The following is a 12,259-nucleotide window of genomic DNA, read 5'->3' as shown; positions in this document are numbered from 1 at the left end:
GCGAACCTGTTCTTTGGGAGTTTGTTGTTTAGAAAGGGTGTTTAGCGGTGTTGGCAAATCGAAAAATCCTATTATGTGTAAGCGGCGGCATCGCCGTCTATAAAGCGGTCGCCCTCGTCAGCAAGTTGTCCCAGGCAGGGGCGGAAGTGAAAGTCGTCATGACAGAATCAGCGAAGCAATTCGTCCAGCCTTTATCGTTCCAGGTCATGTCCAGAAACGATGTCTATTTTGATACATTCGATGAAAAAGATTCTTCAGTCATCGCCCATATCGATTTGGCGGACTGGGCGGACCTCGTGATCGTCGCGCCTGCTACCGCCAATATGATCGCTAAAATGGCAAATGGCCTAGGCGATGATATGGTCTCGACGATATTGCTTGCAACGACAGCACCGATTTGGGTCGCGCCTGCGATGAATGTCCATATGTACGACCATCCGGCAGTCAAGCGCAATATCGACCGTTTGCATCATGACGGCATCCGTTTCATCGAGCCTTCTGAAGGCTTTTTGGCCTGTGGCTATGTAGGCAAAGGGCGTTTGGAAGAACCAGAGAAAATCACTGAACTGGTGGCCGGCCATTTCACGAAAAACAAGCCATTAAAAGATAAAAAAGTGGTCGTGACGGCTGGGCCGACTCGGGAACGAATCGACCCGGTGCGTTTTTTGACGAACTTTTCAAGCGGCAAGATGGGCTATGCCATGGCAGAAGCGGCAGCGGAACTCGGCGCTGAGACAATTTTGATTAGCGGCCCGGTGTCATTGCCGGTGCCAAGCGGTGTCAAACGCATTCACGTGGAAAGCGCACAGCAGATGCTAGAAGCAGTGCTTAGTGAATACGACAGCGCAGACTTGGTCGTCAAGACAGCAGCTGTCGCTGATTACCGCCCGGCGGCCATCGCGGGGCAGAAGGTTAAGAAAAAAGAAGGCAATTCGGTTCTTGAGCTGGAGCGCACGGTAGATATCCTGCAGCAGCTCGGCCAAATGAAGAACCATCAAATCCTGGTCGGCTTCGCGGCAGAGACCGATCATGTGGCGCAATATGCCAAAGATAAACTCGAGCGGAAAAATGCTGATTATATCATCGCCAACGATGTCAGTGCGGATTCGGCGGGCTTTGACCATGACACGAATGCAGTGACGGTCTACGGCCGCGGGGAATTCGAAAGGGCATTCCCGGTCATGCCGAAAAAAGCGCTTGCGCTCGATTTGTTAACGCTTATCACTGAAAAGGAATTTGCAAAATGATTGCCGAAGTCATCGTCGATGTTGCCGCACATCCGATTGACCGGCCGTTCGATTATGCAGTGCCGGAAAAATTCCAGGCACTCACCGAGCCGGGCATGCGCGTCAAAGTGCCTTTTGGCAACCGCAAAGTGCTCGGTTTTATTACAACTATCAAAGACACATCTGAATTTGACCCAAAACGGCTCAAGCCGATCCACGAATTGATGGATGTCGTGCCCGTATTGAACGGAGAAATGCTCGAGCTTGCACAATGGATGAAACGCCAGACGGTGTGTTTTGAAATCGATGCCCTGCAAGTCATGGTGCCAGCAGCACTTCGCGCCAAATACGAGAAGCGGTTCGTGTTGAATGCTGCTATCGACGAGCTGCCGAAAGAGCTGCATCCGTATTTCGGCACACGTGACTTTGTCCGTGCCCAGGAAGCGGAAGCGGTCTATGGGCTTATGAAAAAGGAAATGGATAAAGGTACGGTGCTTGCGGATACGAACATCCAGCAGAAAACCGGCGTGAAAAAAATACGCATGGTCCATATTACAGATTCTGCAGAAGATATAGAAAATATCTCCATAAGAGCGAACGCCAAGCAGCAATTGAAGCTGCAGGAGTTTTTCTTGAAACACGTGGGCCAAAGCTTTGAATCTTCCCAACTGCAAAAGCTGGCGGGTGTTTCGCTCCCGACAATCAACGCACTGGCGGAAAAAGGCATGGCCAATTTTTCGTCCATGGAATCGTATCGGGACCCTTCCCTTCTGACCGCTATTGAACAAAAGATCGCTTTGGATTTGACGGATGAACAGCAAACGGCATTCGATGCTATTCAATCCTCGCTCAACACGGAAAAAACCTTTTTGCTTCATGGCATCACCGGCAGCGGGAAAACGGAGATTTATTTACAGACGATCGCCCAAGTGCTTGAAGAAGGCAAGGAAGCGATCATGCTCGTCCCGGAAATTTCCTTGACGCCCCAGATGACCATCCGTTTCAAGGAACGTTTCGGCGATTTGGTCGCAGTGCTGCACAGTGGCTTATCAGCAGGGGAAAAATACGATGAATGGCGTAAAATCCAGCGTGCGGAAGTGAAAGTCGTCGTAGGGGCCCGTTCGGCGATTTTTGCGCCGTTTCAAAATCTCGGCTTGATCATCCTCGACGAAGAGCACGAATCGAGCTATAAACAAGACGATTCGCCCCGCTACCACGCACGGGATGTGGCGATTTGGCGCAGCCAGCAGCATCAATGCCCCGTCATTCTTGGAAGCGCGACGCCATCACTTGAATCGTATGCGCGCGCCCAAAAAGGCGTCTATGAATTACTGGCGCTGAAAAACCGGGCGAAAAACCAGCCGCTGCCTGAGGTTCATATTGTCGATATGCGCGAAGAGCTGCGCACCGGCAACCGGTCGATGTTTTCTGTGGAATTGGCAGAAGCGATACGGGAGCGCCTGGCGCGGAAAGAGCAAGTCGTACTGTTTTTGAACAAGCGCGGCTACTCGTCATTCGTCTTATGCCGCGATTGCGGAACGGTGCTGCAATGCCCGAACTGCGATATTTCGCTAACCTATCACCGAGCGAGCGAACGCATGAAATGCCATTATTGCGGCTATGATGAACCCGTGCCGACGACTTGCCCGGAATGCGAAAGCGACCATATCCGCTTTTTCGGCACAGGGACCCAAAAAGTTGAAGAGGAACTGGCGAAGCTCGTGCCGGATGCGCGCGTGTTGCGGATGGATGTCGATACGACCCGCAATAAAGGCGCACATGAAAAGATCTTGTCAGCATTCGGCGAGGGCAAAGCCGATATTCTCCTCGGCACGCAAATGATCGCCAAAGGCTTGGATTTCCCGAATATTACATTGGTCGGAGTCTTGTCAGCGGATACGACTTTGCATTTGCCGGATTTCCGGGCAGCTGAGAAAACCTATCAATTATTGACGCAAGTGAGCGGGCGTGCAGGACGCGACGTATTGCCGGGAGAAGTGTATGTGCAGACCTATACGCCGGAGCATTATGCGATCACGCTCGCAAAAGACCAATTATACGAACCATTCTATGAGCAGGAAATGGCCATGCGACGGGCGAGCGGATACCCTCCGTATTATTATGTCGTCAATATCCAGTTCACCCATGAGGATTTGATGACGGTGTCGGGCTATGCCCAGCAGATGACTGAATACCTGCGCCACCGCCTGTCGCCCAAAACCATTATTATCGGGCCTTCCGCATCGCTCATTGCGCGTGTGAACAATAGATATCGCTATCAATGTTTGATAAAATACAAAAATGAACCGAAGCTGGCTGAAGCGCTGCAGCAATTGATCAAAATCTACCGCAGCGACTGGATTAAAACGGGTGCAACTTTGTCCATCGACATGAATCCAACAACAGTCATGTAGCAGAAATGAGGAATAGAAATGGCAATCCGTAAAATTGTGAAACATCCGAACGAAGTATTGGAAACCCCTTGCAAGACGGTCACTGAATTCGACCGTCAGCTCGCTGTTTTATTGGACGATATGCACGAGACAATGATCGAAGCGGACGGTGTCGGCATTGCCGCACCGCAAGTGGGTGTCTCACTGCGCGTCGCGATCGTCGATTTCCAAGAAGGGCAGGAGCCGATTGAAATGATCAATCCGGAACTCGCGCTATTCGAAGGGAAAGAGACGGATATCGAAGGTTGCTTGAGCTTCCCGGGTATTTTCGGGGAAGTCGAGCGCCACGGCCGCATCAAAATCAAAGCCCAGGAACGCGACGGCTCGTGGTATGAACTGGAGGCGGAAGGTTACGAAGCGCGTGCCATCCTTCATGAAATGGACCATTTGGACGGCGTGCTGTTCACGAGCAAAATCGAGAAATATGTCACCCAAGAAGAATTGGATGAACTGATCCGCCAGCAGGAAGAGGAGGATTCGCTTTGACCAAAATTGTTTTCATGGGAACGCCGGCATTTTCGGCTCCAATCTTGAAGATGCTTGCCGATGAGGGATACGACATCGTTTCGGTCGTCACACAGCCCGACCGCCCTGTCGGCAGAAAGAAAATCCTGACGCCGACGCCAGTGAAAGAGCAAGCATTGGAACTTGGATTGCCGGTCTACCAACCGGAAAAACTGAAAGATCCCGAACAAGCGCAAAAAATTCTCGACCTAAAGCCGGATTTGATTGTGACAGCGGCATTCGGGCAAATCTTGCCCACATCGGTACTCGAAGCCCCGAAACTGGGCGCCATCAACGTGCACGCCTCACTGCTTCCGGAATACCGTGGAGGTGCGCCGATCCACCAGGCGATCATTGACGGCAAAAAAGAAACCGGCGTGACGATCATGTATATGGTGGATCGTCTGGATGCAGGGGATATCATTTCACAAAAATCGATACCGATCGAAGAAACGGACCATACCGGCAGCATGTTCGAGAAATTGAGTGCGGCCGGTATGGACTTATTGAAAGAAACCTTGCCGTCAATCATTGACGGGACCAATCCGCGGATTTCGCAGGACGAGGAGCTTGTCACGTTTGCTCGCAATATTTCAAGAGAGCAGGAACGCATCGACTGGAACAAATCCGCACGTGACATCTATAACCAAGTGCGCGGGTTGCATCCATGGCCGGTCGCGTTCACAACTTTAGCAGACGCCAATGTCAAATTGTGGTGGACGGAAATTGCCGACAGCCAGAAAACCGGCGCGCCGGGTGAAATCATCGAATTGACAAAAGATGCCATTATCGTCCAAACCGGCGAAGGCGCACTTGCCATCAAAGAATTGCAGCCGGCTGGGAAAAAACGCATGACGGCTGAAGATTATTTACGTGGGCCGAAATTACAGGCAGGGGACCGATTCGAATGAAAAACAAAAAAATCCACGGCAATGTAAGAGATGCAGCATTGTCGATTCTCTATGCCGTGGAAAACAAACAGGCATATAGCAACCTCTTATTGAATACAACGATGGACAGCTACGGCATTTCCGCCAAAAACAAAGGCTTATTGACGGAAATCACTTACGGCACGCTGCAGCATCAAATGACCTTGGATTATTATTTGGAACCGTATATTAAAGGCAAGCTCGATCCATGGGTACGGACGCTTTTGCGCCTATCGCTTTATCAGATCGTTTATTTGGACCGCATCCCGTTCCATGCCGTCATCAATGAAGCGGTGGAAATCGCCAAACGGCGCGGGCATGGGGGCATTGCATCTGTGGTGAATGGCATTCTGCGCTCCGTCCAGCGGTCTGGCGTGCGTTCATTCAATGAAATCGCCGACCCGATCGAAAAGATTTCCATTGAAACGAGCCACCCGGCGTGGATGATCAAGCGCTGGTCGGAACAATTCGGCTTGCAAAAAACCCGCGAAATGGCGCTCGAGAACAATAAAGCGCCACTCCAGACGGTGCGTGTCAATACCGTGCAGGCGACGCCGGAACAAGTAATCGAAATGCTTGAGTCGGAAGGATTGACTGCCGAACCGAGCAAGATCATCCCGGAATGCCTTGTCGTTACGGGCGGGCAACCGGTTCGCACACAAACATTCGAAAAAGGCTTCATCACCATACAAGATGAAAGTTCAATGCTGCCGGCTTATGCACTGCAAGTGGAGCCTGGCATGACCGTGCTCGATATGTGTGCGGCGCCTGGCGGGAAGACGACCCATATCGCCGAAAAGCTTGAAGGACATGGGGCGGTGCTGGCGATGGATTTGCACGCCCATAAAGTTAAATTGATTGAAGAAACCGCAAAACGCTTGGGACACCAGACAATCGAAACCACAGTCGGAGACGGCCGTGAAAGCAGCGAGCGCTTCGGCGAAGAAAAATTCGACCGGATCCTGGTGGACGCACCTTGCAGCGGGCTTGGTGTCATCAAGCGCAAGCCGGATATCAAATACACGAAAACGCCGGATGATTTCGGGCGCTTGCAGACGATTCAGCTTGCGCTTCTCGATGAAGCGGTGAAGCTGTTGAAGCCCGGCGGCATTCTCGTCTACAGCACGTGTACGGTCGATACCGAAGAGAACCGCGGAACTGCCGAGAAATTCATGAACACACATCCGCAAATGGAACAGATCCCTGCTGAATTGCCTGCTGCTTTCAAAAGCAAAGGCAAAGGATTTGTCCAAGTCTTCCCGCAGGATTTCGGGAGTGACGGATTTTTTATCGCAAGCTTCAGAAAAACCGACGGCCAAGTTGCCGAAAGCTAAAAAGCGGGGTGTACACTATTGTTTCAGTATGTAATTGAAAGCGATACCGGTAGAAAAAGGGAAGTCAATGAAGACCGCGTCGCTGTGCTCAAACGCCCTGGCGGATTGTTGCTCGCACTTGTCGCAGACGGCATGGGCGGCCATAATGCAGGAGACGTTGCAAGCCGGATGACAGTCGATGAACTCGGCAGAAGATTCATGGAAGCGGACGGAGCAAGGTTCGAGAACACAGAAGAAAAGACGGCCTGGCTGTCTGGCCAAGTATTGCAAGTCAACCGGCTTGTGTATGAACATTCCATCACCCATAGTGAATGCAAAGGGATGGGCACGACTCTGATCGCCGCATTGATCGAAGAGGATGATTGCGTGCTGTGCCATATCGGCGACAGCCGTGCGTATGTCATCGGCCCGTCGATGGCGCAAGTGACACGGGACCATTCCTATGTCAACGTGCTGGTCGATAACGGGGAAATTACGCAACAGCAGGCGGAAGATCATCCGAAGAAAAACTGGATCCTGCGCTCACTTGGCACAGAACCTGACATCGAACGGGAAATGCACCATTTTTCTCTCGCTGGCACTTCTTATTTCTTGATATGCACTGATGGCTTAAGCAATAAATTGAACGAGCGGGACATTTCGTCGATTGTCCGCTCGAAAGCTTCATTGTCACAAAAAGGCAAAGCCTTAATTGCGCTGGCCAATGACCTCGGCGGAGAAGACAATATTTCATTTGTATTGTTGACGGCGCTTGGTGAGGAGGTGTAGCGATGTTAGTTGGAAAACGAATCAACGGCCGCTATAAGGTGCTAGAAGCGATCGGCAGCGGAGGCATGTCCAATGTTTATTTGGCGCATGATATGATCCTTGACCGCGATGTCGCCATCAAAGTGCTGCGCTACGACTTCAACAATGAAGAGGAATTGCGCCGCCGCTTCAAACGGGAAGCGCTGTCTTCGACAAGCCTTGGCCATCCGAACATCGTCAGTATTTTCGATGTCGGGGAAGACAATGACTTGCCATATCTCGTCATGGAATATGTGCCGGGTGATACGTTGAAAGAATACATCATCAAACATTCCCCGGTTGAACCGGAACGCGCCGTGGAAATCATGAAGCAATTGGCATCTGCCCTTGCGCATGCCCACCACAACCATATTGTCCACCGGGATATCAAGCCGCAGAACGTGCTGGTGGACGAAGACGGCAACGTCAAAATCTCGGATTTCGGCATTGCCATGGCATTGAGTGCCACTTCCTACACACAGACCAATTCGGTGCTCGGGACTGTTCATTACTTGTCTCCCGAACAAGCGAGAGGCGGCACCGCCAATAAGAAATCCGATATTTATTCGCTCGGCATCGTCATGTATGAATTGTTGACTGGAAAGCTGCCGTTTTCAGGTGAATCAGCTGTCGCGATCGCCTTGAAGCATCTGCAAACGGAAACGCCTTCATTAAAAGAAACCGTACCGGACCTGCCGCAAAGCCTTGAAAATATCGTATTGAAAGCGACCGCCAAAAATCCGCAATACCGTTATGCCTCAGCGGATGAAATGGCAGAAGACCTTTCGACGGCGCTCACTCCGGAACGAATCAACGAACCGAAATTTGCCGTGCCGGTAGACGAAGGGGAAACACGCGCCATGCCGGCAATCAAAGATACGGGCACTTACGAACAGGCCGATGCGACCAAAACGATGGCGCTTCCTGTCAAAGAGGATAAAAAAGAGAAGAACAAGCCGCCTGAGAAGAAAAAACGAAAGAAAACGCCGATTGTCTTGGCGATTTTCGCCGCCTTGATCTTGATTGGGTTAATCACGGCCTTTGCGTTCCCGGGATTGTTTGAGCCTAGGCAAGTGGCCGTGCCGGATGTTTCCGGGATGGAAAGAGAAGCGGCACACGAAGAGCTGACCGCTGCTGGCTTTGTTGTCGCAGAAGAGTCGGAACAGTTCTCTGAAGATGTCGAAGAGAATCATGTGATTCGTACCATACCGGAAGAAGGAAAGATGCGCGATCCAGAGTCAAGCATCAGCCTATTCATTAGCATGGGCAAAGAAACAACCGAGTTTGGTGATTATGTCGGTGACTCGCTTGAACAGGCACAGCGTATGCTAGACGGAACGAATTTTCCTTCGCCGGATGTGCGTGAGGAATTTTCCGATGAAGCGCCCGGCACGATCTTGAGCCAAAGTCCTGAAGCGGGAACCGAGGTCACCATCAGCGAGACCGCTGTCGAATTCGTCGTCAGCAAAGGACCGGACATGCGCGAAGTGGAAGATTTGACCGGCTATGGAGAAGCACAATTAAATGAGTATGCCCGTTCATCGGGATTCAATATCCGCATCGTCCGTGAAGAAGAATCCGATTCCGTAGAAGCAGGGTTGGTGCTGTCGCAAAACGTTGCGGGCGGAGAGATGCTTGAAGTCGGAAGCACGATTGAAGTCGTGTTGTCTTCTGGCAGTGCGGAACTTCCGGTGAATACCTACGTCGAAACAGTGGAAATCCCTTATGAGCCGGCAGAGCCTGCAGAAGAAGGTGAAGACCCGGTCGAGCAGACCATCCGCGTCTATATTCAGGACCAGAACCAAAGCATGGTCGAACCGGTTGAGGAATTCACAATCACGGAAACGACCGAACACCAGATTGAAATGCAGATTGTCGAAGGCGCAAGCGCTTCCTACCGTATCGTCAGGGATGCCACGATCATCCTGGAAAAGACAGTGGACTATGAGAACGCAGATTAATACAACTACAATGAATGGATAAGGAGTGGTGCTATGCCGAAAGGTCAGATCAGAAAAGCGTTGAGCGGCTTCTATTATGTATTGGATGATGACGGTGAACGTTACACCCAGTGCCGGGGCCGTGGAGTTTTCCGCAACCGCCAAATCACGCCGCTTGTCGGGGATTTTGTCGAGTACAAAGCGGATAACGATCGCGAAGGGACGATACTGGATATTGATGAACGCAAAAATGAACTGGTGCGCCCCCCCATCTCCAATATTGATCAGGCGATTCTAGTGTTTTCAGCCAAGCAGCCCGATTTCCATCCGCTGTTATTGGACCGTTTCCTGGTAGCGGTTGAATCGTTTGATATCCAGCCGGTCATTTGCTTGACGAAAACCGATTTATTGTCGGGTGCGGAGCGCGAAGAACTGGACCGTTATGCCGATGATTACCGGACAATCGGTTACGATGTCATTGAATCTTTCATAGATGACCCGACATTACAGGAAAGGCTGATGCCGGTCCTCGAAGGCAAGACAAGCGTGCTTGCCGGGCAGTCTGGCGTCGGGAAATCAACTTTGCTGAATACGATTTTGCCGTCGCTGAAGTTGAAGACCGATGACATCTCGCAAGCCTTGAACCGAGGCAAGCATACAACGCGCCATGTGGAATTGATCGAAGTGAATGGCGGCTTGCTGGCGGATACGCCGGGATTCAGCTCGTTCGACTTTGAACAGCTCGAGAAAGAACAATTGTCGGCATGCTTCCCGGAAATGGAACAACGCGCAGGCGGCTGTAAATTCCGCGAATGCCTGCATTTGAATGAACCGAAATGCGCTATCAAAAAAGCGGTTGAGACAGGGGACATCCCTGAATACCGCTATAAGCACTACTTGAAATTTTTGGAAGAAATAATGAATCGAAAGCCGAGGTATTCACATGATTAAAATTGCACCGTCTATTCTAGCAGCAGATTTTGCGAAACTTGGACAAGAAGTACAGGAAGTCGAAAAAGCCGGAGCCGATTGGATCCATATCGATGTCATGGACGGCCATTTCGTCCCGAATATCACGATGGGGCCGATTGTGGTCGACGCGCTGCGCCCGTTGACACAGCTTCCGCTCGATGTACATTTGATGATCGAGAACCCAGACCGCTACATCGAGGATTTCGCCAAAGCAGGAGCGGATTATATTACCGTCCATGTCGAAGCGTGCCCACATCTTCACCGCACCATCCAATTGATCCGTTCGTTCGGCGTCAAACCGGGTGTCGTCTTGAACCCGCACACGCCGATCGAAACGATCCAGCATGTTTTGGAAGATATCGATTTGGTGCTGTTCATGACCGTTAACCCTGGATTTGGCGGACAGAAGTTCATCCATTCAGTCGTCCCGAAAGTTGCGGCATTGTCGCAATTGATCAAAGATAAAGGCTTGTCTGTCGATATCCAAATCGATGGCGGTATCAATGAAGAAACGATTGTTCCGTGCGCGCAAGCAGGGGCGAATGTGTTCGTGGCCGGGTCAGCCATTTTCGGCAAACAAGACCGCACGCAAGCTCTGCAGGCGATCAAAAAGGCGGGGCAAGGAGTTATCTCGTGATTATCGTAATCACAGCAGGAGGTCCGGCAGACGAACTGCCGGACCTTTCTTCATATGAAGGGGCATCCTATATCGGGGTGGATGCAGGGGTCATGACGCTGCTTGGGCTCGGCATTGAACCAGTGGAAGCGGTCGGGGATTTTGATTCGGTGACAGACAGCGAGTATGAAAAAATCCGCTCAGCATTTCCGTTACTTGAACGGTCGCCGGCGGAAAAAGATGAATCGGATACGGAACTTGCCTTGAAGAAAGCGATGCATTACAATCCGGACACTGTCATTGTTACCGGTGTGACCGGCGGCAGGCTCGACCATTATATGGCTGCCTTGCACATCGTCTTTGCCTACCAAAGAAGCTATCCGTATATCGATTTCATGATCGTGAACAAGCAGAACCGCATCCGGTTCATGGAGCCCGGAACATATCCTATGGAAGCCGATCAAGCTTTCAAATACGTCTCCTTTTATCCATTCGCGGAAGAAGTGAGCGGCTTTACGATAGAAGGATTCAAGTATCCGGTGAACGATGAGCGGATTCCGTTCGGTTCGACGCGCTTTATCAGCAATGAATTAGTACAGGATGGAACGGTTGAATTCACGGGCGGTCATCTAATCGTCATCGAAAGTTCCGATTGAACGCACGAAAAAATGCCAGGCTGACAATTGTCAGACCTGGCATTATTCATGAGCGGTTTAGACGCGCTCAACTTTTCCTGATTTCAATGCTCTCGCGGAAACCCATACACGTTTCGGCTTGCCGTCTACAAGGATGCGAACTTTTTGAAGGTTTGCTCCCCATGTACGTTTTGTCGAGTTCAACGCGTGTGAACGGCTGTTTCCTGCACGAGCTTTACGTCCAGATACTGCACATACTTTTGGCATGTAAGTCCCTCCTCACAAGTGAAGCTGAAAATTATAATAGAATTTCAGTTCGTTTTTCGTTTCACATACTTTAATAATTTACCATAGAAAAAAGACAGGCGCAAGTGAAATTCACAGCCTTTCAAGAAAAAAACCTTTACAGGCTAAAACGTTGGCTTTTCTTATAAAGGGCTTTCATGTAGAATGAAAAGAGTGAAATAGGACTCGAGGAGGAATTTTAATGTCGATTGAGTTGAATAATGAATATGGTCAAATCGATATTTCCAATGATGTGATAGCCCAAATAGCCGGCGGTGCTGCGATCGAATGCTACGGCATCGTAGGAATGGCAACGAAACACCAGATCCGCGACGGCCTCACGGACATTCTCCGCAAAGAGAACTTTGCCAAAGGAGTCCTTGTGCGCCAAGAAGATGGCGATTTGGTCATTGATATGTACGTAATCATCAGCTACGGAACGAAAATTTCGGAAGTGGCGTATCAAGTCCAATCCAAAGTGAAATATACAATTACAAAAACATTGGGCATGCCGGTTAGTGCGGTAAACATTTATGTCCAGGGCGTTCGTGTGACGAACCCGTAAGAGGAGGAAAATTC

At 50.5% G+C, this 12,259-nt stretch carries 12 protein-coding genes; 11 read left to right on the top strand and 1 reads right to left on the bottom strand.

Annotated elements, in window-relative coordinates; translation table 11 throughout:
- Window positions 1-47: 47 nt before the first annotated feature.
- The 10 genes from coaBC to M1Q06_RS10325 are packed head-to-tail and all read left to right on the top strand — an operon-like array spanning window position 48 to window position 11,416.
- The gene (gene coaBC, locus M1Q06_RS10370) at window positions 48-1,247 is read left to right on the top strand and encodes a bifunctional phosphopantothenoylcysteine decarboxylase/phosphopantothenate--cysteine ligase CoaBC (RefSeq protein ID WP_434399529.1); all 1,200 of its coding nucleotides are present in this window, start codon (window positions 48-50) and stop codon (window positions 1,245-1,247) included.
- A complete protein-coding gene (gene priA / locus M1Q06_RS10365; protein ID WP_434399528.1) occupies window positions 1,244-3,640 on the top strand; it encodes a primosomal protein N' in 2,397 nt (798 codons plus the stop codon). Before coaBC ends, priA begins: the two co-directional genes overlap by 4 nt.
- A gap of 18 nt (window positions 3,641-3,658) precedes the next feature.
- Window positions 3,659-4,165, top strand: a complete 507-nt coding sequence (def, locus tag M1Q06_RS10360) for a peptide deformylase (protein ID WP_101190549.1) — start codon at window positions 3,659-3,661, stop codon at window positions 4,163-4,165.
- Entirely contained in the window at window positions 4,162-5,094 is a 933-nt protein-coding gene (gene fmt, locus M1Q06_RS10355; RefSeq protein ID WP_434399527.1) for a methionyl-tRNA formyltransferase, read from the top strand. Before def ends, fmt begins: the two co-directional genes overlap by 4 nt.
- Window positions 5,091-6,446, top strand: a complete 1,356-nt coding sequence (gene rsmB / locus M1Q06_RS10350) for a 16S rRNA (cytosine(967)-C(5))-methyltransferase RsmB (RefSeq protein ID WP_058383545.1) — start codon at window positions 5,091-5,093, stop codon at window positions 6,444-6,446. Before fmt ends, rsmB begins: the two co-directional genes overlap by 4 nt.
- 18 nt (window positions 6,447-6,464) lie before the next feature.
- On the top strand, window positions 6,465-7,214 hold the full coding sequence (locus tag M1Q06_RS10345; protein WP_101190547.1) for a Stp1/IreP family PP2C-type Ser/Thr phosphatase: 750 nt from the start codon (window positions 6,465-6,467) through the stop codon (window positions 7,212-7,214).
- 2 nt (window positions 7,215-7,216) lie between these two features.
- Window positions 7,217-9,193, top strand: a complete 1,977-nt coding sequence (gene pknB, locus M1Q06_RS10340; protein WP_434399526.1) for a Stk1 family PASTA domain-containing Ser/Thr kinase — start codon at window positions 7,217-7,219, stop codon at window positions 9,191-9,193.
- Window positions 9,194-9,226: 33 nt separating this feature from the next.
- Window positions 9,227-10,123 carry a ribosome small subunit-dependent GTPase A gene (gene rsgA / locus M1Q06_RS10335; RefSeq protein ID WP_434399525.1) on the top strand — a complete coding sequence of 299 codons (897 nt, stop codon included), beginning with the start codon at window positions 9,227-9,229 and terminating at the stop codon, window positions 10,121-10,123.
- Window positions 10,116-10,781 carry a ribulose-phosphate 3-epimerase gene (gene rpe, locus M1Q06_RS10330; protein ID WP_121297731.1) on the top strand — a complete coding sequence of 222 codons (666 nt, stop codon included), beginning with the start codon at window positions 10,116-10,118 and terminating at the stop codon, window positions 10,779-10,781. Before rsgA ends, rpe begins: the two co-directional genes overlap by 8 nt.
- A complete protein-coding gene (locus tag M1Q06_RS10325; protein ID WP_434399524.1) occupies window positions 10,778-11,416 on the top strand; it encodes a thiamine diphosphokinase in 639 nt (212 codons plus the stop codon). The genes rpe and M1Q06_RS10325 overlap by 4 nt, the downstream gene beginning before the upstream one ends.
- Window positions 11,417-11,473: 57 nt before the next feature.
- Here M1Q06_RS10325 and rpmB read toward each other — a convergent pair whose 3' ends face one another.
- Window positions 11,474-11,662: a 50S ribosomal protein L28 gene (gene rpmB, locus M1Q06_RS10320; protein ID WP_058383551.1), complete on the bottom strand. Its 189-nt coding sequence runs from the start codon at window positions 11,660-11,662 to the stop codon at window positions 11,474-11,476.
- A 220-nt stretch (window positions 11,663-11,882) separates the two neighbouring features.
- Here rpmB and M1Q06_RS10315 point away from each other — a divergent pair, with 220 nt between their 5' ends.
- Complete coding sequence (locus tag M1Q06_RS10315) at window positions 11,883-12,245, top strand: Asp23/Gls24 family envelope stress response protein (RefSeq protein ID WP_058383552.1); 363 nt, start codon at window positions 11,883-11,885, stop codon at window positions 12,243-12,245.
- Window positions 12,246-12,259: the final 14 nt, after the last annotated feature.

Origin of the sequence: Planococcus sp. 11815, from assembly GCF_051096385.1 — a bacterium.
In the GTDB taxonomy this organism is placed as follows: Bacteria; Bacillota; Bacilli; order Bacillales_A; family Planococcaceae; genus Planococcus; species Planococcus citreus.
The sequence above is the reverse complement of the archived record's forward strand: the minus strand, read 5'-3'. Positions and strand labels throughout refer to the sequence as shown.

Bases quoted from the DNA above. Each gene is read 5' to 3' on its own strand.
- pknB (WP_434399526.1), top strand. From the start codon at position 7,217: ATGTTAGTTGGAAAACGAATCAACGGCCGCTATAAGGTGCTAGAAGCG.
- def (WP_101190549.1), top strand. From the start codon at position 3,659: ATGGCAATCCGTAAAATTGTGAAACATCCGAACGAAGTATTGGAAACC.
- rsgA (WP_434399525.1), top strand. From the start codon at position 9,227: ATGCCGAAAGGTCAGATCAGAAAAGCGTTGAGCGGCTTCTATTATGTA.
- priA (WP_434399528.1), top strand. From the start codon at position 1,244: ATGATTGCCGAAGTCATCGTCGATGTTGCCGCACATCCGATTGACCGG.
- rpmB (WP_058383551.1), bottom strand. From the start codon at position 11,662: ATGCCAAAAGTATGTGCAGTATCTGGACGTAAAGCTCGTGCAGGAAAC.
- rsmB (WP_058383545.1), top strand. From the start codon at position 5,091: ATGAAAAACAAAAAAATCCACGGCAATGTAAGAGATGCAGCATTGTCG.
- M1Q06_RS10315 (WP_058383552.1), top strand. From the start codon at position 11,883: ATGTCGATTGAGTTGAATAATGAATATGGTCAAATCGATATTTCCAAT.
- rpe (WP_121297731.1), top strand. From the start codon at position 10,116: ATGATTAAAATTGCACCGTCTATTCTAGCAGCAGATTTTGCGAAACTT.